20 protein-coding genes are annotated in these 25915 nt (G+C 49.2%); 13 read left to right on the top strand and 7 right to left on the bottom strand.

The window, feature by feature from the left end:
* The first annotated feature begins 167 nt into the window (after positions 1 to 167).
* A complete protein-coding gene (gene arfB / locus MJO52_RS16750) occupies positions 168 to 575 on the top strand; it encodes an alternative ribosome rescue aminoacyl-tRNA hydrolase ArfB (protein WP_252083111.1) in 408 nt (135 codons plus the stop codon).
* A 317-nt stretch (positions 576 to 892) separates the two neighbouring features.
* On the opposite strand, the gene MJO52_RS16745 is transcribed toward arfB, so the two are convergent.
* On the bottom strand, positions 893 to 1522 hold the full coding sequence (locus tag MJO52_RS16745) for a DUF2799 domain-containing protein (RefSeq protein ID WP_252083110.1): 630 nt from the start codon (positions 1520 to 1522) through the stop codon (positions 893 to 895).
* Positions 1523 to 2208: 686 nt separating this feature from the next.
* Between MJO52_RS16745 and MJO52_RS16740 the strand changes: the two genes are divergently transcribed.
* Together MJO52_RS16740 and MJO52_RS16735 are read left to right on the top strand one after the other, a co-directional pair.
* A complete protein-coding gene (locus MJO52_RS16740) occupies positions 2209 to 3765 on the top strand; it encodes a M20/M25/M40 family metallo-hydrolase (RefSeq protein ID WP_252083109.1) in 1557 nt (518 codons plus the stop codon).
* A 383-nt stretch (positions 3766 to 4148) separates the two neighbouring features.
* Positions 4149 to 6770: a TonB-dependent receptor plug domain-containing protein gene (locus MJO52_RS16735; protein WP_252083108.1), complete on the top strand. Its 2622-nt coding sequence runs from the start codon at positions 4149 to 4151 to the stop codon at positions 6768 to 6770.
* Positions 6771 to 6921: 151 nt separating this feature from the next.
* Here MJO52_RS16735 and MJO52_RS16730 read toward each other — a convergent pair whose 3' ends face one another.
* The 4 genes from MJO52_RS16730 to can all read right to left on the bottom strand — a co-directional run bounded on the left by MJO52_RS16730 (position 6922) and on the right by can (position 10851).
* The gene (locus MJO52_RS16730; RefSeq protein ID WP_252083107.1) at positions 6922 to 7653 is read right to left on the bottom strand and encodes a glycerophosphodiester phosphodiesterase; all 732 of its coding nucleotides are present in this window, start codon (positions 7651 to 7653) and stop codon (positions 6922 to 6924) included.
* A 179-nt stretch (positions 7654 to 7832) separates the two neighbouring features.
* Positions 7833 to 8345, bottom strand: a complete 513-nt coding sequence (locus MJO52_RS16725; protein WP_252083106.1) for a flavin reductase family protein — start codon at positions 8343 to 8345, stop codon at positions 7833 to 7835.
* A gap of 105 nt (positions 8346 to 8450) precedes the next feature.
* Positions 8451 to 10109: an FAD-dependent oxidoreductase gene (locus tag MJO52_RS16720; RefSeq protein ID WP_286036974.1), complete on the bottom strand. Its 1659-nt coding sequence runs from the start codon at positions 10107 to 10109 to the stop codon at positions 8451 to 8453.
* Positions 10110 to 10194: 85 nt separating this feature from the next.
* Positions 10195 to 10851 (bottom strand): carbonate dehydratase, encoded by a 657-nt coding sequence (gene can, locus MJO52_RS16705; RefSeq protein WP_252083105.1) that lies wholly within the window; start codon positions 10849 to 10851, stop codon positions 10195 to 10197.
* Positions 10852 to 10987: 136 nt separating this feature from the next.
* On the opposite strand from can, the gene MJO52_RS16700 reads away from it, so the two are divergent.
* Positions 10988 to 11209, top strand: a complete 222-nt coding sequence (locus MJO52_RS16700) for a hypothetical protein (protein WP_252083104.1) — start codon at positions 10988 to 10990, stop codon at positions 11207 to 11209.
* A gap of 163 nt (positions 11210 to 11372) precedes the next feature.
* On the top strand, positions 11373 to 11882 hold the full coding sequence (locus tag MJO52_RS16695) for a GNAT family N-acetyltransferase (protein ID WP_252083103.1): 510 nt from the start codon (positions 11373 to 11375) through the stop codon (positions 11880 to 11882).
* Between the two features lie 51 nt (positions 11883 to 11933).
* Here the strand turns inward: MJO52_RS16695 and MJO52_RS16690 are convergent, their stop codons facing one another.
* Positions 11934 to 13154, bottom strand: coding sequence for an MFS transporter (locus MJO52_RS16690; RefSeq protein ID WP_252083102.1), 1221 nt, complete (start codon positions 13152 to 13154; stop codon positions 11934 to 11936).
* A gap of 177 nt (positions 13155 to 13331) precedes the next feature.
* On the opposite strand from MJO52_RS16690, the gene MJO52_RS16685 reads away from it, so the two are divergent.
* The 4 genes from MJO52_RS16685 to MJO52_RS16670 are packed head-to-tail and all read left to right on the top strand — an operon-like array spanning position 13332 to position 19339.
* On the top strand, positions 13332 to 15197 hold the full coding sequence (locus tag MJO52_RS16685) for an IucA/IucC family protein (RefSeq protein ID WP_252083101.1): 1866 nt from the start codon (positions 13332 to 13334) through the stop codon (positions 15195 to 15197).
* Between the two features lie 34 nt (positions 15198 to 15231).
* Complete coding sequence (locus tag MJO52_RS16680; protein WP_252083100.1) at positions 15232 to 16212, top strand: GNAT family N-acetyltransferase; 981 nt, start codon at positions 15232 to 15234, stop codon at positions 16210 to 16212.
* Positions 16209 to 18023, top strand: coding sequence for an IucA/IucC family protein (locus MJO52_RS16675; RefSeq protein WP_252083099.1), 1815 nt, complete (start codon positions 16209 to 16211; stop codon positions 18021 to 18023). Before MJO52_RS16680 ends, MJO52_RS16675 begins: the two co-directional genes overlap by 4 nt.
* Positions 18024 to 18025: 2 nt before the next feature.
* Positions 18026 to 19339 carry a lysine N(6)-hydroxylase/L-ornithine N(5)-oxygenase family protein gene (locus MJO52_RS16670; protein WP_252083098.1) on the top strand — a complete coding sequence of 438 codons (1314 nt, stop codon included), beginning with the start codon at positions 18026 to 18028 and terminating at the stop codon, positions 19337 to 19339.
* Positions 19340 to 19443: 104 nt separating this feature from the next.
* Here the strand turns inward: MJO52_RS16670 and MJO52_RS16665 are convergent, their stop codons facing one another.
* The gene (locus MJO52_RS16665; RefSeq protein ID WP_252083097.1) at positions 19444 to 20382 is read right to left on the bottom strand and encodes a hypothetical protein; all 939 of its coding nucleotides are present in this window, start codon (positions 20380 to 20382) and stop codon (positions 19444 to 19446) included.
* A gap of 623 nt (positions 20383 to 21005) precedes the next feature.
* On the opposite strand from MJO52_RS16665, the gene MJO52_RS16660 reads away from it, so the two are divergent.
* From MJO52_RS16660 to MJO52_RS16645, 4 genes are all read left to right on the top strand, one after another.
* Positions 21006 to 21731, top strand: a complete 726-nt coding sequence (locus MJO52_RS16660; RefSeq protein WP_252083096.1) for a hypothetical protein — start codon at positions 21006 to 21008, stop codon at positions 21729 to 21731.
* Positions 21732 to 22040: 309 nt separating this feature from the next.
* Positions 22041 to 23156 (top strand): phospholipase A, encoded by a 1116-nt coding sequence (locus MJO52_RS16655; RefSeq protein ID WP_252083095.1) that lies wholly within the window; start codon positions 22041 to 22043, stop codon positions 23154 to 23156.
* A gap of 33 nt (positions 23157 to 23189) precedes the next feature.
* Positions 23190 to 23594: an NUDIX hydrolase gene (locus MJO52_RS16650; RefSeq protein WP_252083094.1), complete on the top strand. Its 405-nt coding sequence runs from the start codon at positions 23190 to 23192 to the stop codon at positions 23592 to 23594.
* A 227-nt stretch (positions 23595 to 23821) separates the two neighbouring features.
* Complete coding sequence (locus MJO52_RS16645; RefSeq protein WP_252083093.1) at positions 23822 to 25885, top strand: aminotransferase class I/II-fold pyridoxal phosphate-dependent enzyme; 2064 nt, start codon at positions 23822 to 23824, stop codon at positions 25883 to 25885.
* Positions 25886 to 25915: the final 30 nt, after the last annotated feature.

The following is a 25915-nucleotide window of genomic DNA, read 5'->3' as shown; positions in this document are numbered from 1 at the left end:
TTAATCGTTCGATTCATGGTGCGTCTGATTAATGGGAAGGGCAAGTGTTTTTCTAAGAATGAGGAGTACCAGGGTACCGAAAGGAGAGTGTCCTAAAGAGTGATGAATTTCAGTAAAATATAAGTTCTCACCCTAATGGTCATCGAGTTGGTTTTGGATTTGAAATTATGTTAAGTGCCCGTCTAAAGATTAACCTGGCTGATGTGCAGTTCAGCGCTGTCCGTGCCCAGGGGGCGGGTGGTCAAAATGTAAATAAAGTCTCCAGTGCAATTCACTTAAGGTTTGATATTAGAAGCTCCTCTCTGCCTGAGGCGGTTAAGTCCCGGCTACTACAATTACGTGATCAGAGAGTTTCAGCTGATGGTATTGTGGTTATTAAGGCCCAGTGCTTTCGGACCCAGGAGAAAAATCGGGCAGATGCTTTGGAACGTTTACAGCAATTGGTCGAGCAGGTATCCAGGGTGGATAAGCCGCGTATAGCGACGAAACCCAGTCGAGGCTCAAAGGAGCGGCGCCTGAAAAATAAAAATCGCCGCTCTCAAGTAAAGGCGATGCGGGGAAAAATTAGGGACTAAGTAAGCAATTTCTTTAGTCTTCTTTTTATAATGACTGTTTTTATAGAAGCTAAATAGATAGGGCCCAGAGAATTTAGTGTTAGCTGGATACAGTTAGAGTTTTGTTTCAGTCGTTTATTTTAGAATAAAAATAAAATAAAACTATACTGCCAGTAAATTATATTGGATTCTGCATTGGAAACTTATTTAAAGACGGAAGATAATAACTCCTTACAGATAAGACTATTTGAAGAGTGGCGTTAATAACTAATTTGTCCATGCTCCATGTCGTTTAATGAACAGTTTCTCTTCTCCTCCGCCCGGGTTTACCCTGTTACTTATTGTGGGTAGGGAGATATAGCCAATAAATCCTGATATTCCAATTGTCTTTGTGTCAGCTCGAATAGTAAGTCGTCAATCTCTAGTCCCAGCTCTGTATGGCGCATCTTAAGGCGTGCGATGTCGGCCAGCATGGTGACCCGCTCTTCGCGTGTCGCTTCATCTTCAACCAGTTGGGCACCTATTTCAGTCATGTCATCTAGGAGGTGCTCACGTTCCAGCTCCCGATCGTGAATAGCCGCTTCAATTTCCTCAACTGCAGTTTTGGCAATGAAAAGATTCCGGCCGGTTTCATAGCCTTTCAGAAAGAGCCCTTCAAGGCCCGCGGGACAAACGCCGGCGTAGTTTTCCCCTGAACGCCCTTCAGAAAAGCCGCGTAGCTCTGTACAAAAAAGTTCTAACCCCTCATCCCGCCCGTTGCGGTAGGAACTGGTATTGAGCTGAACGCCATACTTTGCACAGGACTCCCGTCGTTTACCCATGTAACTCAATCCTCTTCCTTCGGCGCCGTCTTCATAACCCAGTGCCTGCCAGTCGGCTACTTGGCATTCATCTTTGCTCATGGTGGCGCAACCGGTGCTTAAGAGCGTGATGGCGACCAAAGAAAGGGTTCCAAATCTAAGCTTCACTGCTGTTTCCTATGATCGGGATAAAAGGGCAACTTACCTGAGCCAACCTGACTGTAAGCTGAAGGGAATGGGTTAAAGGCTCATAAACCTTATGCGATGCCAAAGTGTCTCTGCACTCTCTACATAAGATGAAAAAGAAGAGGGGTAAGAGTTGAGGCATAGAGTTAAGAAGGCAGTGTAATTCATTGCTCGATGGTCCCTGTCTAATCCAACAGAGTTTATTATGTTGAGTGATTTCGATCGTTTTCTAATAGCCCTTTATTGGATTTAATTCGCCTGGTGTTTGTCCTTCTCTATTCACAATAGTGAAACTTTTTATATTCAGAATTTTTTAAGTTCTCTTCAGTCTTAAAAATTATTATTTGTTTTTTGGTGAGTGGTGCTAAATTGTTCAAGTACCATTTTTCTATTGGTGCTTGTTTCTTTGATTTTTATTGAGTTTTTCTATCTGTTAACCCCGGCGTTTATCAAAGTTTAAATAATAAAAATAAATCCATATGTCGTACAGTATTTCTTCTTGAGTCAGGTTGCGTATTTAAGAACGTTTTTTTATGGGTTTTTTTAATGTCGTCAGCATCGGTACATGCTGTTTGTGCAAGGATTTTGCATGAGTCTTCAGTGCTTCCCTGCGTTTTTTGGGAAATTGCCGACTTACGCTGGGGGAATCAATCAATGTGGAGAAGATAATGAAAAAAATGATTTGTACATCGCTACTAGGGTTACTGGTGGTACCCGGTGTAACTTTAGCTGAGGACTTGTGGATAACGATCGGCAGTGACGGTTATCAATCCCTGAAAAAAAGCAGTGCGTTAATGGCTAAGGAGCCCCTGAATGCACTAGGAGAGCGCAATGGTATAACCATATTGAAGGTGAATGAGGATAATTTATCCGAAATTTCTACGATAATGCATAATAGCCACAATCGTTGTGGTGGCTTTATGGTGCATGATTCCCTGCAGGAGGCGCAAACTGCGCAGCTCTCTCCACTGGCTAACACTGTGTCGAGTATTGTCAGCTATACCATTGATAATGCCAATGTGGTGAATGCCCTACAGGCGGAAATCTCTGAGGCAAATATTCGCTCGACAATCACCAGCCTTTCCAATTTTACCAATCGCTATTACACCACCTCTACAGGCGTAGCTGGTGCTGAATGGATTCGGGATAAATGGCAAGCATTGACTAGCTCTCGCAGCGATGCATCTGTGCAGCTCTATAGCCATAGTTGGGCTCAGCCTTCGGTCATTCTCACTATTCAGGGGCAAACAAATCCTGATGAAATCGTGGTATTGGGGGCGCATTTGGATTCCACCGTTGGCTGGGGTACCGGGGAAGGCACCAGGGCACCGGGTGCCGATGATGATGCCTCGGGTATCGCCACTCTGACCGATGTGGTGAATGCCATAGTGGCAACAGGTTACAAGCCTGCAAAAACTCTGGCTTTTATGGGGTATGCGGCAGAGGAGGTTGGCTTGCGTGGTTCCGATGATATTGCTACGGATTACAAGAACCAAAATAAAAATGTGGTTGGTGTTCTACAACTGGATATGACCAATTATTATGGATCAAACAGTGATATCTATATTATTGGTGATTACACCAACAGCTCACAGAATGCCTTCCTGAAAGATCTTGCTCAGACCTATCTGGGGAACCTTAGTGTCGGCACAACTACCTGTGGCTATGCTTGTTCGGATCATGCCTCCTGGCACAACCAGGGCTTCGCGGCCTCTTTCCCTTTCGAGGCCACATTTAATGGCTCTAATCCTTATATCCACACTGTCAATGACACTTTAGCCAACAGTGGTGGCGATGCAAATCACGCTGTGAAGTTCGGCAAACTGGCTGCCGCTTATGTGGCAGAGCTAGCCAAGGGATCCATTGGTGATGATCCAGGTCCTGATCCCGACCCGGATCCCGATCCCGATCCAGGTCAGGAGAAAACGGAAAGCTTCTCTGGCAGTGTGACTCGTGGTGGAGAGGAGCATTACGGGCCGTTTAGCGTGACACCGGCAACCAATTTTGTTGCGGATATGACCGGCACCAATGACGCAGATCTATACGTGCGGTTTGGAGCAGCCCCAACCTGGCGCTACTACGATTGCCGACCCTACGAGAATGGTTCAGCCGAAAATTGTTCGCTACAAGTGCCGAGCGGTGATAGTCAAGCTTTCATCATGGTTCGCGGATACAGCCGTCAAACTTCCAACTTTGAGCTGGATGTCACCTATACCCCACAATAAAAAAAGAGGGCCCAGGGAATTTTCTTCCCTGGGCCTATTATCTCCATCCTCGATTTTAAAATATCAGCAAAAAAATGACATGATTGGCAGTTAAGGCTGGCAGTCGGCTCTGACAGTCATTGCTATAAATTAATTTAAACGCCATGGATTTTGGTTTCCAGAGTAACTGTTGTCTAATCGAACGAGGGAAAATGCCAAAAAGTGAAAGTCTTTTAGCACTGACGCCAAAATTTGCAGCTATCTTGGCGAACTGACATATTCCCACAGAAATAAGTCGCGCACAGTTATTGAAATTGTGCGCATGAAAATTACTGTGCATCACTTATCAGGGGTAACCTGTGGTGTGCTGTCCGAATTAATAATGAGAAGAGAGGACGGGCAATATGCAAACCCATTTGCTAAAACCTTTATCGTTGGCAATCGCCATCGTGCTGACTGCTCCAAGTGCTTTTGCGCAGGATCGAAATGAAAAATCTTCGACAGCCGATGATCGTACTATGGAAGAGGTGATTACTACCGGTACCCGTAAGGAAGGTGTTTCCCCAACAGAAACTCTTTCACCGGTTGACGTAGTTGGCGGAGAGGAGTTGGCAGATCAAGCAGGCTTTGACCTCACTGAGTCTCTGGCAAAAATTGCTCCCTCGTTTAATACCCAGCGCTTTCCCATCGCCGATGGTACGGCATTTATTCGTCCAGTAACCCTGCGTAATTTGTCCCCGGACCAAACATTGGTACTGGTCAATGGCACTCGTCGGCATCGTTCTGCTTTGGTGAATTTACAGCTCGCTCCTCTGGGTACGGTCAATCAGGGAGCTCAGGCGGTGGACTTTTCCACGTTGCCTTCACTGGCTATCGAAAGAGTCGAGGTGCTGCGTGATGGTGCTTCGGCCCAGTATGGCTCCGATGCTATTGCCGGCGTGGTTAATATCATCTTAAAGGATGATGCTGAAGGTTTTGCTCTTTCTGCTCAGACCGGTGAATATTTTGAGGGGGATGGAACTCGTAATTCTTTTGCCGCTAATGCTGGTTTCAACCTTTTTGATCAGGGGTTTGTTAATGCCACTGTAGAATATTCCAAAGCTGATAAAACTTGGCGTGGGGTTGCTCGCCCAGATGCGGAATTTGTGGGTTCTGTAGTTGGTGAAAACCTAGTTCCCCTTGATGGGCTCGGCCAACGTTGGGGTGACCCGGATGTGGAGGCACTGAAATTTTTCGTCAACAGCGGCCTTGAAATTAATGACAATTTCGAATTGTACGGAAATTTTGGTTACTCGAATAATGAAACAATTTCAGACTTCTTTTATCGTGGTCCAGTATTAGATCCTGAACATGAGTTTACCGCTCGTGGCACTTTACAAGTTGATATGCCCAATGACCCTGCAGATCCGGGTAGTATCGACTATTTGCCAGATCCAGCCCCCCAGTCACTGATTGATTATATTGTTGCTCAAGGCTTAAATCCGTCCGATTACCTGGTAGCGGATGACTCCAGCCCCAGTGGCTATGTATTGCGCAACCCGATTTATACTCAATTCCCGGGTGGTTACAATCCACAATTTGGTGCAGAAATTCAGGATATCTCCGCTGTTATAGGTGCTCGTGGAGAATTTCAAAATGGTTTGACCTGGGATCTGCGTGCTCGTGTTGCAGAGAATGAGGTGGAATATGTATTGAAAAACTCTATTAATCCCAGCCTCGGGGTTTTGTCACCCACTAGTTTCAAACCGGGCACCCTCACCCAGGAAGAGTCCAGTCTAAATGCAGATTTTGTGAAACCTATTGATGTTGCTGCCTTTGCCTCCCCACTGAATGTTGCTTTTGGCGCTGAATGGCGTGAGGAAACCTATTCAATTGGAGCTGGTGATACTGCGTCTACTGAGGTTGGCCCAACGGCGGTGTATTTTGGTGTAGGCTCAGATGGTTTTCAGGGGTTCTCCAAAGACTCAGACGGTAGTTTCAGTATTGAGAGTATTGCCGCTTATATCGACCTCGAAGCGGATGTTACTGATGCATTAACCCTTGGCGTGGCGTTGCGCTTAGAAGAATATGATGAGTTTGGTTCCACCTCCGACTGGAAGCTTTCAGCTCGTTACGATGTCAATGAGAACCTTGCTCTGCGTGGGACAGTGAATACGGGCTTCCGTGCGCCAACACCTGGGCAAGTGAATACCCTTAATGTCACTACCACTGCAGATTCCAGTGGTAACCTGATTCCGAGTGGTACCTATCCGGTGGACCATCCGGTAGCAATGGCCTTGGGGGCAAAAGAGTTGACGCCAGAGGAGTCGACCAGCTTTACCTTAGGGGCAGTGTTTACGCCGTTTAGCAATACCAGCGTCACTCTTGATTACTACAACATTGACATCGAAGACCGCCTTGCATTGCGCAACAATAAAATCGGCGCAGAAGAAATCGAGCTGCTACAGAATGCAGGGGTAGAGGATGCTGCCTTATTGAAAGACAGCAATGCCAACTATTTTGTCAATGCATACGATTCAGAAGTTTCAGGTATCGACTTGGCCATTACCAGTGATTTTGAAGTGGCAGGTAATTTACTGGTTGTGGATTTACGTCACAACCACAATAAGCAAGAAGTGAGTAAAGTAGAAACTAATACGATTAATGCCTCCAGAGTCTTCGACCTGGAAAATCAGGTGCCCAGTGATCGCACAACTCTGACTTTTGATTTTGATACAGGTGATTTGTTTAGCGGCTACTTAAGATTCAATCGCTACAGTGATTGGGAGTCTACTGGTGGTTTGTTTGGTCCTGGTGATGCTACGGATACCTACAGTTATGGTAGTGAAATTTTGGTGGACTTGGAGGCGACCTTTACTCTCTATGAAAATTATAAATTATCCATAGGTGGTGAAAATATTTTTGATGTGCAGCCCGATGATGAACAAGACGGTACTCTGCAATATTTAGGCGTTCGCCATGCTCTGACATCACCGTTTGGTTTTAACGGCGGCTTTTGGTATCTCCGTGCGAGTGCAGAGTTTTAGTGGATTGGGTTTTTTGGTTGGGGACTGGTATCAAGCCTTCATTAATTGATAGCCGTTGCCAATCAAAATTTACTCTGAAGTACTTATTGTAGGCAATAAAAAACCCGGTATTTGCCGGGTTTTTTGTTCATGGGCCAATCTCTATGAAGACTCAGATCGATTTTCCGCTCGTAATAACCTGCATATTGAAGTCCAGTACTATCTTTGGTTGATCAGTAAAAACACCGTCCACACCTTGTGAGGCTAGGAGTATCAGGTCATCAGGGCTGTTAACCGTGAAGACATAGTTTTTTAAGCCTCTCTGTTTTGCATCGGCAATCAAATCAGCACTGATAAAATCCAAGCTGGTATGCAGGGAATAAGCCTTCAAAGGCACTGTGCTCGTGGCTAAGTCGAGGGGAATACCACTGAATAAAACTCCGCGGCGCACACTGGGTATCAGTTGTAAGCACTCGTGGAGCTGTCGGTGATCAAAAGAGGAAACAATATATTGATCAAAGCTTACGCCCTTGTCGCTGACAAATGTTTGTATTTCTTTGGCTACTAGCGCAGCTGAATTTGGACCCTTGATCTCTATATTGAGCTGGGCGTTACTACCGATTAACTCCAGTACTTCACGCAGGGTTGGAATCTTATTGCCGCAGGGTAGGAGGCGTTGGCGCAGGGCATCTGGATGTAGATCAGTTATCAGCTCGTTGCCGGAAAGTAGTCTACCCAGGCGCCTATCGTGTGTTACCAAGAGTTGCCCACCAATATTCCAGACATCGATTTCAATACCATCAACGTCTAACGCCAATGCTTGGCTGATGGCCTGTAAAGTGTTTTCACTGGCCTGGCGTTGGTACCCCCGGTGGGCAAAACAGAAAAGTGTGCTTGGGCTCATTGTTGCTTAACTCCCCCCGATAATTTTTAAAAGCTTATTATTAAATGATGAGGCAAGGGTGATTTAAGTCTATCGGTTGTTAACCCATGCAGACAGGCAAATACCTTTATAGGTTTGGAAAATTTAAAAGGGGGCAGAGTGCCCCCTTAAAAGTCTTGATGGTGGAGACTTTGGATTTTTTATTCTCCAGACAAGGCGCGATAGCGTCCGCGGTGGAATATTAGGGGTTCGCCGCCGAAAGCACTGAACTCCAAAACTTCTCCCAGCAGGATGGTGTGATCCCCACCTTCAATACACTGGACACGGCGACAGTGGAAATAGGCGGCGCACTCTTCCAGTCGAGGTATTCCATCTGGGCCCTCGCTCCACTGAATCTGCCCAAACTTATCGGCCCCGCGACCGGCAAACAGGTTGGAAACGTGTTGCTGATCTGCGCGCAGTACGTGTACTGCAAAGTGTTCGCGGCTGGTGAAGGCCTCGTAGCCCAGTGATTGTTTGTCGATACTCCATAGAACCAGTGCGGGGTCCAGAGATACTGAATTAAAGCTGTTGGCGGTCATCCCCGCAGGCTGTCCCTCAGAGTCCTGCGTGGTAATAACGGTGACCCCAGTAGCGAACTGGCCCAGAGTATCGCGCAGCAGGCGGCTTTGTTGAGGGGAGGGAGTGATAATGGAGCTTCTTTCTGTCGACATACGATGGTTGCTTGTACAAAAACTGTGCTAGCCAGCCATTTTACGGCAAAAGCGTACTGATTGCGCGTCTTGCCTCGCAAGCTAGTAAAAGAAGCTCGAATATCGTTATTCGAATGACTTATTGTCCATAAGCGGCATGCACTCACTTATCAGTCGCTCCCTTTCTGTAATTGCGGCGCCAGTCAGTGCGAAACCGAGCAGTTCTCCCCTACTGTTGCGAAACTCGGCACAGACGCCTTTTGTGTCTTGAGATACTTGCCAGCTGCCCTCGGCGCCTGGATGGGGAGGGCAGAGGGTTGTGGGGCGCAGGGTTGTTTTAACCGCAACCGGGATAACGCCGTAGTGTACGGGACAGGGATTGCCGCTAAGGGTTTGAGCCAGGGCGCGGGCACAAGTCATTAGGGGAGCGACGTAAAACAGCTGGTGCCCCTCTACCTCCGCACAGTCGCCAATGGCAAATATATGCGGATTGCTACTCTGTAATTTCCGGTCTACGGCAATTCCCCGCTGAATTTTCAGTCCCGCAGTTTCAGCCAGGGCAGTATTAGCTTCAAGACCCAGTGCCGCCAGGGCGATATCTGCCACTAGCGTCTCACCGTTATCCAGCAGGGCTTCAATACCTTTAGGATTTTTATTCAGGGAGCGAATGGACTTCCCCAGATAAAAACGAACGCCACTGTTATTGAGCACCTCCTGGAGATCGCGACCGGCAGCCTCTGGCAAGAGAGAGGCGAGCGGCCACTCCTGAGGATCTACCACAGCCACTTCATATCCGGCTTGCACCAAATCATTGGCAAACTCACAACCAATCAGACCTGCACCGATCAGGAGGACCCGCTGGCAGCCAACGAGCGCGGTGCGAAAGCGGTGGTAGTCTGTCAGGTTGTTAATTCTAAATAGCCTTGCGTGGGCATTGCCCGCGATAGCCGTCAGTTTGCGGCAGTGGGCACCAGTCGCCAATATCAACCTGTCGTAAGGAATATCCGCTATGTGATTATCAACATCCTGCTGCAACTGTAATGTTTTGCTGTGGGGGGAAATTGAAGCCACACGGGTATGTACGAGAATCTGTGCGTCCAATTTACGCGCCATTTCTTCAGCGCTGGTTTGGCATAACTGCTGGGCTGTTTTTCCATGGGAAAGGGAGGCTGATAGAAGGGGTTTAGAGTAAAAGGCCCCGTCATCACTGGAAATCAGAACCAGGGGGGTTACAGAATCGAGCTTGCGAAACTCCAGGGCTAGGTGATAGCCGGCCAGGCCTGTGCCGACAATCACTAGTGGGGCTTGATTCTCGCTGGAAGCTTCACCGCCACTTAGCTCAGTGTCATTTTCTATAGAATTTGATGCCGGAGTCACCAGCACCATGTCGAAGTCTTCTTTACCCACTCCGCATTGCGGGCAGCTCCAGTCCTCGGGGATATCCTCCCAGCGGGTGCCGGGAGCAATGCCTTCCTCTGGACACCCCCTGGCTTCGTCGTAGACCCATCCGCACACCATGCACTCCCAGAGGCGAAAAGTAGCTGTGCCCTGATGAGTTGGTAACTGGGAGTCAAGCGGGGTATCAAGTGGAGAAGGGGGGCTTTTCTTTTTATCCAGCTCACACATTGCAAAATCTTGCTTGTGCGCTCCGCACTGGGGACAGCACCAGTCTTCGGGGATATCTTCCCAACGGGTACCAGGGGCTATCCCATCCTCAGGCCAGCCCTTGGCTTCATCGTAGATCCAGCCGCAGATTTGACATTCCCACTGGCGATAGTCTGGCATGGTGCCCCCGTGCTAGCTAGACAGTAGCCGGCTGTAGGGCAACCGGCTTTAGGGCAAATATAAGGGAGATCGTCGAAGGGTGCTGCTAATCGTGTTTGCCTTGGGAAATATTTGTCAGTGCATTTTGATAGACGTCTGCAATCTCTCCTGGGTGGCGAATGGAAATCCCCAAATCGTGTACGAGCCCGTCTTTTAGCCCGTAGACCCAACCGTTAATGGAGAGTGACTGACCTGAGCGCCATGCGTCGCGCACTATTGTCGTTTGGCAAATATGGATTACTTGCTCCAAGACATTGAGCTCGCACAGTAGGTCTGTACGCTGTTGTTCCTGGAATAAGTCAACCAGAGTGTGGTGCTTGTCGCGAACATCTTGGATATGGCGCAGCCAGTTATCAATTAGACCAAGCTGTTCGTTGTGTAGTGCCGCCTGTACGCCACCACAGCCGTAATGCCCACACACGATAATATGCTTGACCTTCAAAATCTCTACCGCGTACTGCAAAACGGATAAGCAGTTGAGGTCAGAATGTACCACCACATTGGCGACATTGCGGTGTACGAACAGCTCACCGGGCAAAAGCCCGACAATTTCATTCGCGGGCACACGGCTGTCAGCGCAGCCAATCCAAAGGTATTCCGGTGATTGCTGTTTTGAAAGCTTTAAGAAAAAGTCCGGGTTGTCCTTGTGGGTGGCCTCGGACCAGTTCTGATTATTTTTTAATAGATGATCTAGCGGGTGCAATGGGTTTGTATCCTGATATGACTAATTGGACATAATGTTGGGAGGATAGCGGCTTTATTCCTGCGGGCCAAGAGGGTATGGGCTAACCTGAAAGATGACTATTTTTTAGCATTGGGTCTCAATTTAAGGAGAAATGATGGCGAGAAGGAATCACTCCGGTCCCGGTAGGCGACAGCGCACATCCTTGCGCTCTGGATTTGCTGATCGGCACCGTTTGCGTATGCGCCAGCTACAGGCGCGGCGGACTCGGCTGCGTGGATACACCTCTAACTCTGATGAAGAGGAAGGAGCTATTGAACCAATGAATGGTGGAGAGGACCCCTTTGGTCGAGAATTGGAAAGGGAGCCCTTGGCCTGAGTTTTGCTGTTTCCGATAAATTAACCAGGAAATGAAAAGAGCGCTTAAAAGCGGTATGGATTTTATTTGACAGTAATAATCGTCAAATTAGCAAAAGTTTGTTTACATACTCGCTTTTCAATACTTTTGCATTTCCCAGGTGGAAAAAGTCGGAGGAATAATAATGGCATTGGTTACCCCGGAGACTTCCAGCGCATTGCGTGTGGTTTTGGCGAATTATACGGACTGCCATCAGGCTGAGGATATTATCCATTTAATGGATGAATACTCCCGCCATCCTTTTGGTGGAGGGGGGCCATTGCCAGAGCCTTGTCGCAATGAGCTGGTGCCTAAATTGGCAAATTTTCCCGGTGCTTTCAGCGTGCTCGCCTATGGCGATAATGAGGCCTTGGGTTTGGTTAATTGTTTCACCGGTTTTTCCACATTTTCCTGTATGCCGCTGATTAATATTCACGATGTTATCGTCAGTGAGCGCGCCCGGGGGCAGGGCGTTTGCGCTGCCATGATGGACTTTGTGGCGTTAGAGGCAAAAAAGAGAGGGGGCTGTAAGCTGACCATGGAAGTACTGGAAAAAAACTTTGCCGCGAAGAATGCCTATCGCAAGTCGGGGTTCAAGCCTTATACGCTGGATGAAGAGTTTGGGCAGGCCGAATTCTGGCAGCGGTATCTCTGAATCTTGAGGGGTGGCACAGGCCACCCTTTTTCAAATTAAGCAATAACTTTGTTACCTGGCAGTGTATTGGGTCTGTCCCACTTTCTTTTTCTTGCTGATTATGCTGCTGAGTAGTGCAAAAAGCGCGATAAGTGAGACGCTGACCAGTAATCCCAATAAGGGTTGCTGCGGATCCCTTTCATAAAGCCAGCCACCGATGGCAAAACCGATAGTGTAACCGCCGGTGTGCATCAGTGATAGAAACCCAAATAGCCGGCCACCGCGTCGATTCGCTTGGCTCAAAAGTGCGCTGTAGCCCGGTACCAAAAAGGCAATCCCCACCACAAAGATCAGCAGGCCGGCAGCTGCGAGCAGGCTGCCTAGGGTACTGGAGAGCAAGATGGTGCCTGTGCATAGGGAGCTTACGCCCAACATAAAACTCATCTGCGGCGCCTTGAGTTTGCGCACCAGACCAATCTGAACCAGGAACCCACAAATCGCTACTGCAGCCAACAATACGGCAGTAGCTGATGAGGCGCCCATGGCGCTGAGACCGTAGAGATCTTTAAGAGCAGGTCCCATGACAACCTGCAGCTGACCAACACTAACGGTACCGAGCAGAGCGGTGGCAAACAGGGCCAGGGCACCAGGAGGGAGGGAGGAATTTTCAGAGGATTCTGTTTCTGCAATATAACTCTTTCCTTTCGGCAGACCGGCGGTTAGAACGAGGGTGATGAATGGTAGCAATATCAGCCACGCCAGTGGCCAAAGAGCGCCAGCGAGGAGAGCCGGCAAGGCAAGTAGTGGCCCGAGTCCTCGTCCCAGATTAGCCGCCGCACTCAAGCCTGAAAGAATTGATAAGCGCTTTTCTGGCTCCCCCAGGTCAATAGCCCAAGCCTGGCAGCAGGGGTAGATGGCCGCAGCGTTCAATCCATAAATGACACGACTGATTGCCAGAGCTATTAGGGCATTACTTTCCTCCAGGTACCCCTGAGACATGGCCACCAACAGGGCCACAAAGAGGCACTGGGCCAGCAGTGCTCCAGTCAGCCCTGCGAGTAGTACTGGCTTGCGGCCAACCCTGTCCCCCATTTCACCCCAGAGTGGTCCGGCAATCATCAGGCAAAAAGTACCCAGGGCCACTAACCCCCCGATGCTGGCCAGACTCAGCCCACAGCGCTCAACGATGAGTGGAATTTGAGTCAGTAGAACAACCTGGGCAGCTCCCTGGCTGGCCACCACCATATTGATTTTACGCAGGTGATGTTTGGGGTGATTCAGGGATCTCCGCATCCGGGACTCCACAACAAATTCATAAAAAATCACAGAAAAACGCGACCCTTTCCTGTGCAAGAGTTCACAGCCAGATAATTTCTCTGGCAATGGGCTTGAAGTGCGAGAAATTTACCTGCATCATAAGGCTAATGCAAACCATTCTCACTTAGATTTAGCCGATAAAGAATCACCACCATGAATAATCCTCAATCCGATGCAGCCAGCACTGGCGGCGTCGACGGCGATGCTTTTGCTCAAAATCCAGTTATGACCGCCGGGGATACGGAGGTCAATATGGCTGCGGAAAGAATGTCAGCCAACTGCTTCTTCAATGCACTACTGCGAGAGACAGATAGCGGTATTTGGCACGAACGAGCTGGCGAGCAACTTCCACAAGGGATCAGTGTACCGGCGGTGCATATTCCTCTACCGGCCAGTGGTGCCGAACTCTGGCTGAGTGTCTCCTATCGCAGTGAGTGTGGCAGGCACCAGTTTACCCTGCCGATGATATTGCGTAACGCAGAGGGTACCAGCAAAACTATTGGGTTTGCCGATGCGGCGCAGCAGGTTGCACAGGAGCCTGTTTTTTTCCCTGGCGCCACAGCAGAATCCAGAGCGCAATTTACTCGCAGGGTCTCGGCCAGTGTGAAAAATATGGCTCAGGCACTGGATGCTCGTCACGCAGATACAGAGAAACTATTTACTCAGCCCCTCACTTTTGTCGAGTCGGAACAGGCACTTTTATGCGGACACTCTATCCATCCGACTCCTAAAAGCCGCGATCCATTTACCGATAAGGATGCCGAATGTTACGCCCCGGAATTTGGCAATAGTTTTGCCCTGATGTGGCTGGGGGTGGACCCACAATATTTGCTTGGAGCCAGTGGAGCGGAAATTAGCGAGGCGCAGTTTGCCGATCTGGTGCGTGCAACGGATGGTGCTCCGGTGGCACCGGAAGGATTTATTGCTATCCCGGCACATCCCTGGCAGTGGCGTCAGCTAGGGCAAGACCCACGTGTGGCCGAATTACTTGAGAGTGGAAAAATTCTTGAGTTGGGTGAGGGCAGGGAGCCGTGGCGGGCAACCTCTTCACTGCGCGCAATTTACAGTGCTCAAAGCCCTTATATGCTCAAGTTTTCTCTCAGCCTGAGGCTGACTAATTCGGTGCGTACTCTGCAACCAAAAGAAATGGTGCGTGGTCTCGAAGTCTTAAAAGTAAGAGATACGCCTCTGGGGCAGGAGTTTGCCAGCCGCTACCCGCGCTTCCAGGTGTTGGCGGAACCGGCTTACCTGATGCTTGCCGATAGTAGAGGTGAGCAGATTATAGAAAGCCTGGTTATGTTTCGGGAAAATCCTTTCTTGGAAACAGCCGCAAAAAATACCTGCCTGTTGGCAACATTGACTCAGGATCATCCTAATGGTGCTCCCTGCCGGGCTGCGCAATTGGTACAGCGCCTCGCGGGAGAGGAAAATATTTCCATTGAGGCTGCTAGCAAACGCTGGTTTAAGGCTTTTCTCGACGCAGTTATTGAGCCCTTGCTAATTGCCCAAGCCGATTTTGGAATTTTATTTGGCGCCCATCAACAAAATCTGATTTTGAGCTTCGAGGGTGATCTGCCTGTGGCTGGTTTCTTCAGAGATTGTCAAGGCAGTGGTTATAGTCGCCTGGGCGAGGAATTACTCAAACCTTATCTGCCTAATCTGGCCCAGGACAGTGAGAATGTCATTGACGAAGAAATGGCCAACCGCCTTTTTGTGTATTACCTGATCGTTAATAGCTGTTTTGGTTTGATCTGTGCGCTTTCCGCTGCAGGTTTAATTTCCGAGCAGGAGTTGTTGCGCCAGCTGCGCGAGCGCCTGCAATTGCTGTACGAAGGCCAGCGACGTGACTTTAGCTGTTTGGCGTATTTGCTCAATGCCGATGAAATTTGGGCTAAGGGCAATTTTCAATGTGCGGTGATTGGTATGAATGAAACCACCACCGAAGACCCGCTTTCCATCTATCACACTATGGCGAACCCCCTGCGAACGGTAGTAGACGCTGAAGTTGCCGAAGCTTGATCACCGTGACGATAAAAATTGAAAGGAAAGAATTATGACCAGCTCAACAGCTGCGCTTGAAATATCTTTAGGGGAACAGGGTCAGCTTCCCGATGGGCGCTCTTGGCAAGTTGCTGTGGGAGGATATCGTTGCCAGTTAAATGGCGATAACTATTTTCAAATTGAATATGTTCCCGGACAGGAAATAGCAATTTTCATCCTGTCGTCTGGTGAAATTTCGTTAGAAGCGTTAGATCTCTGGTTCGACTGGCTTTTTGCGCTGAATCCAGCATTGCAAAATACGGATATTGTCGATGCGGATACTGTGGTAAGCCGAGTTTCCCGCAGCAATTTTTATCAACGTACAGAGCTCTGGTATCGGGGTAACAATGCCGGTGAGTTTCCTTTGCAGTGGGTAGAGAATACGCAGGGAGTTCGCCACCCTCTCCGTGCGGAACCACCTAAAGGGGAAGTTTATCACCGTCATTTCCACGCGCTGGGAATAGATTTCAGTTTACGTCACCTGGATCCAGAGAAAGATTTGGAGCGCTTTACCAACTGGATGAACCAGGAGCGTGTAGCAAAATTTTGGGAAGAAGAAGGTGATAAAGAAAAGCAGAGACAGTTTATTGACTCTGTTATTCAAGATCCCCATAAGCATCCATTGATCGCCTGTATTGATGGTGAGCCCTTTGCCTATTTTGAAATTTATTGGGCGCTTGAAGATCGTATTGCACCTTACTATGACTGCCAGCCATTTGATCGCGGTGCACATATGTTGGTTGGCGACCAACGCTTCCTGGGAGGCCGTTTTGCTCAGGCTTGGTTTAATGGTGTTACCCATTTTATGTTTCTGGATGACGCTCGCACAGAAACTTTGGTTGGAGAGCCGCGCGCGGATAATCGCGCATTGCTTAAATACATCAACGGCACTTTTGGCTGGAAAAAAGTTAAAGAATTTGATTTTCCCCACAAAAGAGCTGCTTTGATTATGTGCAAGCGAGACGAATTCTTTCAGAGTATGGGGGGAATATGAGCGGCGATAAATATTGGAAGCAGGCGAATAGAAACCTGCTGGTGAAATCGCTGGCTGAGCTTTGTTATGAACAGGCTCTGACGGCAAAGTTAGAAACGGGTGCCCGTTACTTTGTGGAACTTGCTTCTGGTGTTATCTATCGTTTCCAAGCTCAGTTAACTGTGTGGGATTGGTTATTAATTGATGCGCAAAGTATTGAGCGGGAAGGTGATGGGCAAGTAATACCTGCGGATGACGCAGCACAGTTTTTTATTGATGCTGCTCTGGACCTTGAAGCCTCCCCCAGTACTTTGGGCAATTTATTACACGAACTGGCCAATACCCTGGTTGCGGATGTTACTTTGCTGCAAAAGCGTGAATCGCTCACAGCGCATACCCTAGGCACACTAACTGATGAAAAATTGCAGTGCCTACTGGATGGGCATCCTAAGGCTATGGTGAATAAAGGCCGTATCGGTTGGGGCGCACAAGAGTTTAACGCCTATGGTACAGAGGCCGCTCAGGGGGTCAGGCTGTTATGGCTTGCTGTTCGCCGGGATCTCGCTGTGAGTGGCAATAGCGACCTGTGGGATTGGCCTCAGCTATTGGCAGAAAGCTTGAGTGAATCACAGTTACAGCAGCTGGACGATAAATGTCGTGAGAAAGGGGTTAACTGGCAAGAGTTTTTGCCCTTGCCGGTGCATCCATGGCAATGGCAGCATCATATTAGTCAGCATTATGCACAACAGATTTTTAGTGATGACTTGGTTTTACTCGGTGAGTTTGGCGATGAATATTTGCCGCAGGTTTCACTACGTACCTTGTCCAACTTGAAACGCCCGCAGGCTCTCCATGTGAAGTTGCCATTAACGGTATTGAATACTTCCTGCTACCGTGGAATTCCAGGCAAGTTTATGCGCTGCGGACCGGCGTTATCTGAATGGATGCAGTTACTCTGTGAGCGTGATGAGCAATTACAATCGCGGGGCACCGGTGTTCTTCAAGAAGTAGCTGGCCTGCATGTACCGCACTTACACCAAGAGTCGATAAAGGGCGCGCCCTATCGTTACCGTGAATTACTGGGAGCTACCTGGAGGCAGAGCCCGGCAAGCTTGTGTGCTGAGGGCGAGCGCCATCTTTTAATGGCCGCGTTATTACAGAAAGATAGCAGCGGTAAGTCTGTAATTTCTGCTCTGATTGAAGCCTCCGGCCTTTCAGTAGAAGCCTGGCTTGAGCAGCTATTCGACGCTACGGTGGTGCCTCTTTATCACCTGCTTAGCCGTTATGGCATAGGTTTGGTAGCTCACTCGCAAAACCTAACGCTGGTATTACGCGACAACAAAGTTGTTCGTGTTCTTCTGAAGGATTTCCAGGGAGATCTGCGTCTCGCTCAGGGTGATTTCCCTGATCGTGCGGACCTACCGGAATCGGCGGCACAAGTTCTCGATCAATTGCCTGCTAATTACATTATTCACGACCTGTTTACCGGTCACTTTGTCACAGTGCTGCGCTATCTGTCCGCCCAATTAATGACAGAGATTGGCCTAGAGGAAAGGAAATTCTACGGAGTCTTAGCCAAGGTCCTACGCCGATATCAAGAATCCGCACAGCGAGATAATGGCGGTATGGCGGAGCGTTTCCAGCAGTTTAATTTGTTCCGTCCCCATATCGAGCGCGTTTGTATTAATCGCGTGCGCCTGCGTCAAGGTTACGATGACAGCGCTGAACGCCCGGTCCCCATTGTCGGTGGAGACCTGACTAATCCCCTTTGGCTCGCAGAGCAAGAGTCACAGAAACACCAACCAGCAACCGCTTCCGCTTTAGAGGCATAATCATGAGCAATTTCCTAGATCTCGCCGGTATCGGAGCCGGTCCTTTTAATTTGGCTGTGGCCGCTCTAATGCGGGACACATCTTTGAGACATCGCTTTTTTGATGCTAAAGCGGAATTCTCTTGGCATCCTGGTTTAATGTTGCCGGGGGCTATGATGCAGACCTCTTACCTGAAAGACCTGGTAACGCCGGTTGATCCAACCAATCCCTGTAGCTTTATGGCGTACCTGGTAGAAAATAAACGTTTCTATGACTTTCTGCACGCAGAACAGCGTACCGTAACCCGTCGCGAGTTTGCCGATTACCTGGCGTGGGCTGCCCGTCGCTTGGATTCTATCCAAATGAGCAGCCGTGTACAGAGCGTGGTGGATAATGGGGAGTTTTTTGAGCTGGACGTGCACGGCCCCAATGGTCGCGAACAGGTACTTACCAAAAACTTATGTGTTGCAGCGGGTAAAAAACCAAATATTCCAGAGTGCAGTCGCCCATTCCTGTCTGATAATTGCTTCCATGCGCTGGAAATTGCCCTGCGTAATCCGGATGTAAGTGGTAAGCGCGTCGCCGTGGTAGGTGGAGGCCAGACTGGTGCGGAAGTGGTTATTAATCTTTTGAGTAAACACTGGGGCCGCCCACAGCAGGTAACCTGGGTATCCCGCCGCAGCAATTATTTGCCATTGGATGAGACCCCCTTCACCAATGATTGGTTTACCCCAGAGTATGTCGACGTGTTCCGTCAGTTGAGCCCTCAGCGTCGTGAGGAAGTGGTTGCAGAGCAGAAGCTGGCTTCTGATGGTATATCTCCTGACACCCTCAAGGAACTTTACCAGTTGTTCTACCGTCTTGTGCACCTGGAAAAGGATGCTGAACGAGTAGCATTATTGCCCAATCGCGAACTGGTGGAGATGTCTCACCGCGGAGACTATCAACTGCAGCTGGAAAATCACTTGCTGGGTGAGGCAGATGGTACCGAGTGGGTTAATGCGGATATCGTTATTCTATGCACTGGCCTGTGTGAGGCTCTACCTCCTTGTCTGGCGCCTTTACAAGAGCGCATTGCACGCGATGCAGAGAGTCGCTTGCTGTTGGATGATGCTTTTGCGGCAAGACTTAGCGGCGATGAGAGTGGTCGACGTTTGTATTTCCTTGGTACTGGCCGGACAAGTCACGGCATTGCGGAGCCACAGCTGAGCTTATCGGCCTGGCGTGCGGCACAAGTAGTGAATGATTTACACGGTAATGCGCTCTATGACAATCAGCAAACCGGCAATTTTATGAAATGGATTACCCCGCAAGCTCAGCAGGCAGCTGTTGCTTAAATAGAGGGAAAAATCATGATCGACCTCCAGGTGTCCACCAATAAGGTCGATCATGGATATACAAGTTTTTGCAATCCTATCTATAGCCGAAGTGGCTGCCAGCCTTACTTGGTTACGTCAACAAAAATACCCATGTGGTCAGTGACAGCTGCAGCCATATTGACACCGTCAATATTGACTGCAGTACTCTGTGATAAGTAGTCCACATTTACGATATTGATAGTCGCAGTATTGTAAACCGCTACATCATATTTTTTACTGGCAGTACTATTGGTGCCAGAAAAACTGCGTTGATGGGAATCTGAGGGTGTTACCTCGCTTGCAGGGTGTGCGTCGTGAAAGATCATGTTTGTTGCCCGGCTTATTACTGAAGGGGTAAAACTGTTGCTGCCTTGGTTGGTATCTCCCATCACGAGGTCAATTGCACCGTGGCCCTGCTGCAACAGGTATTTATTAATATTCTGATAAAACAATGTTGCTTGCCCTTCACTCTTGGCAATGCTATTGGGGACATGCACAAATACAGCATTGACATTGCCTGTTTTCACCGCGATCCAGCCCATACCTGACCCCAGGACTTGGTGTTGGGTAGTTTTTGCGGCATGGACACTAAAACTGTTGCAGGCCTTGCCTGTGGAGCTTGATCCTACCAGCGCTCCGGCATGTTGCTGCATGGAGCTCCATTCGCTATTAGCCCCATCCATTTCACCATATACCAATAGATCGCAAGTTTTTCTTAGCGAGCGATAGAGATGTTGGTGAGTCTGTCGCGCCTTGCCCTCAACCATAGTGAGAAATTGGCTGTTGCTGTGTTGGCCCTTGGCCATATAACCCACAGGTGCCTGGGAGACCAGCTGGGCGGGGCCGTAAAGCGGAGTGTGGGGGTCCAGTCCTTTGGCGGTTGGCATTACCAAAAGCCAGGGACTCTGATTGGCGGCTTGGTGGTTATGGGTAACACGAGTGAAATGCTGGCTGTTGGAAGCACCAACATCATGATTGGTACTGGCGTTCGAATTTATGGATTGATAGGCAAAGGTTGGCATGTCGGTTACTCATTTTTATTGAATCTTCCAATGAATCACGAGGTTTAATACCTTTTGTTAATAATAAAAGCCAGATCTTTTTTGCGACTGTGGTCTTTTAACGTAGGTGCTTGTTACTGCATTTTGGCGTCAATTTTATTTTCCTGGCTGTAGTTTTGTAGGGTGATTAAAAGTTTTTATTTGCTCGAATGAATTTTCAGTTGATGCCAGGTGAATTAGTTTTAAATTTCAGTGCTGGAGCAATGAATAAATTGCCTTATAAATAAATGAATTGCGGATTGGATCAATCAGGATTTCACTTTTATTAAGCATTGTGTCTGATCGATAGGTATTATCAAAGATTAACGAGTCGGATTTGTCAGTCGCTGTTTCTTTATTTTTCTTAATAACTAGTCTATGACAGCATGGAATAGTGCGAGTAAATGCTTGCGTTACTTGTTTTGATAGCGATGAGATATATCCATTTTTCTCCTCTTATTTCTGCTCAGAAATCCCCGTACAAGCGCATAAATATATAGTTAATTTTCGCGCCAAAGCCCGGGTGCTCAACCCACCTTGTGCAATACTTTTTGGGTACTGAACCATCGGTCTGGTGCATGCAGTGAGCAGGGAGGAAATCTGTAATGCGTTTGAACTCAACCCTTGCACAAGGGCGTTATCATTACAGCTGTGACGGGCGTGAGATGCCTGTTCAAGATAGCTGGCAGTTGGGCTTTGATGCCCTTGGACGCCGCTCTCTGGTCAGCCAGAGACTGGTGGGTGATCGAGGCTTCGGCATAGAGGTCTTTGCGCTGCTAAATAATGGCTTGGTGAGTGAATGCCAAGTGAATTGGCGCGATGAGGTTGATGAGGTCAGTGCGCATTATCATTTGTGTTTCCCTGAAGGTCAGCCTCCCCGATTAGGAGATGAAATAGAGGCAAACTGGAGTGGCCCTAACGGCCCTCAAGAGTTGCGTTTGGGGGGAGAAAACCGTCTGCTATTCCCTCTAATGCGCGTTTTTATGGGGCCGCTATTGAAAACACTGGTAAAACATCAAGCGGGTTTGGAAGTGGTTTCTCCAGATATTGTCGACCCCTCTCAACGAGGAAAACTATTGGCCCCGAGAGTAAGCCATCGCACGGCGCGAATTATGGCGGGTGATCAGGCTAGTCAGCGCTCTCAGGATCTGGGCCCAGATATCAGTGGTTATATTTATCAGGGGGACGAGGCTGAGCGGGATGCGCACTGTTATGTGGATAACCGCAGCCTATTAGTCGGTTATGATTGGCCTTCCAGTACCGGGCGTTTGTGGCAGGTTCGCCTCAGAGACCTGGAGTGGTCTCCTAGTCTCACCAGTCTCCTTTTTTAATTTTTATCTCGATATTGTGTTCACCGGACTTATACCCTGTGAACACAATTGGGTCTATCAGTCTAGTGAATAATGATGATTATTTGACGCATCATTCACTCTGCCAGAGGCTTATAGCCTTTCCAGCCTGGTAAGAATTTCCTCAAAATATCTTTTCTCCCACATTTTGAACTTTTTGTGTCTGATGCACATCGTAGTCAACCGCCGGTAACAGGACTTTGAGAGAGTGCCGGGGGAATTTATACCGCGGGATTTTTTGAGTACCGCAGTGTAAGATTTCGTCACTTATGTGCTAATGGGGGAGCCATTTTGCCTTTATCCAAAACCAATTCGCGCTGGGGTATGCCGCTGGCGGTCATCTTATTTGTGACTTCACAGTTACCGCTTAATGTCGCCTTGGCAAGTATTGATGGTGAGACCGAAATAGAGCTTAAGGAGTTAGACACAACCCCGGAGCAACAACAAGAGCAGTGCTTGCACGAGCAGCTGCTGATTTCCTCCGCCGATACCACACTGAGGGATATTCGCTTGCTCTGTGCCGATCGGGTGAGAGCCCAACTTGGTCTGGAGGAGGATTTCTTCGAAGTCGACCCTGTGGTGGAGGAGTACTCTGAGGAGTTGCCTACGGATGAGGTCTTACTTGGTGGCCGGGCTCAGGCCATTCGCGATGCCGCCAGCAACCCCTTTACACTTGCCTCCCACAAGACCAACTACATATTGCCATTTACCTATAACCCAACTCCTGAGAAGGGTGGACTATCGGATTACGAAGGCGAAGGGAAAGACCTTGATAATATCGAGGTGCAATTCCAATTATCAGTACAAGTACCGGTATGGCGGGGTTTTCTTGGCAGCGCTTCATTTATGAGCGTGGCTTACACCAACCGGAGTTTTTGGCAAGCCTATAACTCTGATAACTCGGCACCATTTCGTGAGACCAACCACGAGCCAGAGCTTATTCTCACCTGGCTCAATAACTGGAGCCTGTTTGGCTGGCAGAATGTCGCTAACCAGATCGCTTTCAACCACCAGTCCAATGGACGCAGCGAACCCTTCTCCCGCAGTTGGAATCGGGTATACGCCAACTTTATTTTTGAGCGGGATAATTTCTCGATTGGTATAAAGCCCTGGTATCGCCTCAAGGAGGATCGTGAGGATGATGACAATCCGGATATAGAGCATTATTTAGGACATTTTGAGCTGGGTGGCCGCTACCGCGATGGCGATCACACCATAGCCGTTATGGTGCGCAATAACCTGCGCTCGGAAAATCACGGTGCGTTTGAACTGACCTGGGGTTTTCCCCTGGGTGACCGGGTGGATGGCTACATTCGCTACTTTAATGGTTACGGAGAAAGCCTGATCGACTACGATGAGTCAGTGCAGACTCTTGGCTTCGGCTTCACCCTGGCACAGGGGTTCTAACTCCTATTGGGCAAAGATTCAGGGATGGAATCGATGGGATTTGAAGATAGCTACCGGCTCAGTGCGCATGCGGTGATTACCAATGATTCTGGTGAGGTCCTGCAGCTGCTGGCGACCTATGCCAACCGTAGTTGGGGGTTGCCCGGTGGTGCACTCGATCCCGGAGAGACCATTCACGAGGCTCTGCGGCGGGAGTGTCATGAAGAGTTAGGGCGTGAAGTGCGTATCGAATACTTGAGCGGCGTCTATTACCATAAGATCTACAACTCTCATGCATTCATTTTCCGCGCCCATTTTACCGACAGAAGACATATCACCCTCTCTAGTGAGCACTCAGAGGTAGCTTATTTTCCCCTTGAGCGCCTCTCCGAAGTGCAACGGCAGAGGGTCAGGGACTGCCTCGAATTCGACGGCGTTGTTCGCAGCGCAAAGTTCTAACTTTACCCCCTTCTTTGGCAATAGATCTGGTCGGTCAGCACGCTTTTGGCGATTTTCGCCAAAAGCACTGACATCGCGGAATTCCCCGGTCCGCTCCATTAGTATTTGCGTCCTGGTTTTTTACCCAAGAACTCCAGATTCTCCGCTTTTGCCGGGGGACTAAATAAAAGTTAATAAAATCAAACAGTTGAATAATTAAGGCAGCGGCCCTCAGCAAGTTGCGGGCTATGCTGGTGGATAAGAATATGGGTTTGGAAATGAAGATGCCTGAACTGGGCAACCTGAAGCACAGCGTACAGAAGCTGGAATGCCATGTCGCGCTAGTGAGCGCAGACAGCAAATTAGCGGGAGACTGGGTTAGCGCCCTCAATAACACCGCGACTCTGCATGAAAACCCCTTTGGCCTGGTGTTTGAGGCTGTGTTACCGGCAGATGTGGAACAACTGGCACTGGAGGAGTCTCGTCTTCAGGCGATTATCGTAGATGGTGGCACCGATACACAGGGGTTGGAAGCTGCCGATCTGCTTGCTGACCAGATACATGCACTTCGTTCTCAACTCAATATTTTTTTGGTGGCACAAAGTGATGTCGCCGGTGGTACTCCTCTTGCCGGTAAGAGTGGGGTTAAGTCACTGACCAACCTGCGCCGCCGCTTTGACGAGCTGTTTGATCGCCGAGAGGGCAATTTCAACCATATGTTCCGCCTGGTACAGGCGTTTATTGCCCGCCGCGCCTCCACGCCTTTTGCCGATACCCTGAAGGAATATGTATTCTCCGCACGTGACGCTTGGCATACTCCTGGTCACTCCGGTGGCGACAGCCTGCGCAACAGCCCCTGGGTAGGGGACTTTTACCGCTTTATGGGCGAGCATGTATTCAATACGGATTTGTCTGTTTCCGTACAGATACTCGACAGCCTGCTGGAACCGCACTCGGTAATTCAGGAAGCACAGGATCTTGCCGCCCAGGCGTTTGGTTCGCGCCATACCTTTTTCCTGACCAATGGCACTTCTACTGCCAACAAGGTCGTGATTCAGCAGATACTCGGTGGCGGCGGCAAGATTATCGTCGACCAGGCCTGCCACAAATCGGTTCACCATGCGATAGTGATGAATCGCTGTGAGCCGGTTTATCTGAAGTCGGTACTGCACCCTGAATTCGGCATTTATGGCCCGGTGAAGCGCTCGGATATCGAGGCGGCGCTTGATGAACATAGCGATGCGCGCTTATTGGTTATCACTTCCTGTACCTACGATGGTCTGCGCTACGATTTGAAACCTATTATCGATTACGCCCATGAGCGCGGTGTCAAGGTGCTGGTCGATGAGGCCTGGTTTGCCCACGGTTTCTTCCACCCAGAATTGCGCCCGACCGCGCTCGAGTGTGGCGCCGACTATGTGACCCAGAGTACCCATAAGATGTTGTCGGCTTTCTCCCAGGCCAGCATGATTCATGTGCAGGACCCGGACTTCGACGAATTCCGTTTCCGCGAAAACCTGAACATGCATGCGTCTACCAGCCCGCAATACGCCATGATCGCCAGTCTCGATGTGGCGCGTAAGCAAATGGCGATGGAGGGTTATGGACGTCTCAAGCAGTGTCTGCAGATGGTGGAAACCCTTCGCCGTGCAGTCAATGAAACCGGAGTATTCCGAGCCCTGACCCGCGACGACCTGATTGCTGAGCCTCTAGCAGGTGACAATATCGGCCTGGACCCCACCAAGGTAACCATCGATATTTCCCGCAGCGGTTTCTCGGGCAACGAGATGCAGATCAAGCTGTTTGATCAGTACGGTATTCAAGTGGAAAAGACCACCTACAATACCATCACAGTACTGGTAACCCTGGGCAGTACTGAGAGTAAATTGTTGCGCTTGATTCATGCGCTGAAGCAGCTGGCGGGGAATACTCACAAGCGTATTCATGTCGGTACTCCGCGCCGCCTGCCTGAGTTTACCCGCTTCACCTGTCTGCCGGCGGATGCCTACTTTGCCGATACGGAAGAGTTGCCGTTGATGGACAATGGGGTGGACGCTACACAGAATCTTATCAGTCGCACCAGCGCCGATGAGATAGTGCCTTATCCGCCGGGCATCCCTGTTCTGGTACCTGGCCAGGAGATTTCTGAGCAGATAGTGCAGTACTTGCAGCAGTTGTTGCAGGGGCAGAATACTACGGAGATTCACGGCCTGATTTTCCGCTCAGATGAACCTATGCTGCGTGTAGTCAAGGAAGTCGCTGAGAAATCAGAAAACAAAGACAAAAAGTCCGGCGGCAAAAAGGCAAAATAAAGCCACACGAGCTATCCGGCATGGAGGCCG

Source organism: Microbulbifer variabilis (assembly GCF_023716485.1).
GTDB lineage: Bacteria > Pseudomonadota > Gammaproteobacteria > Pseudomonadales > Cellvibrionaceae > Microbulbifer > Microbulbifer variabilis_B.
Note: the sequence above shows the minus strand (reverse complement) of the source record. Positions and strands in the feature narration are given on the sequence as shown.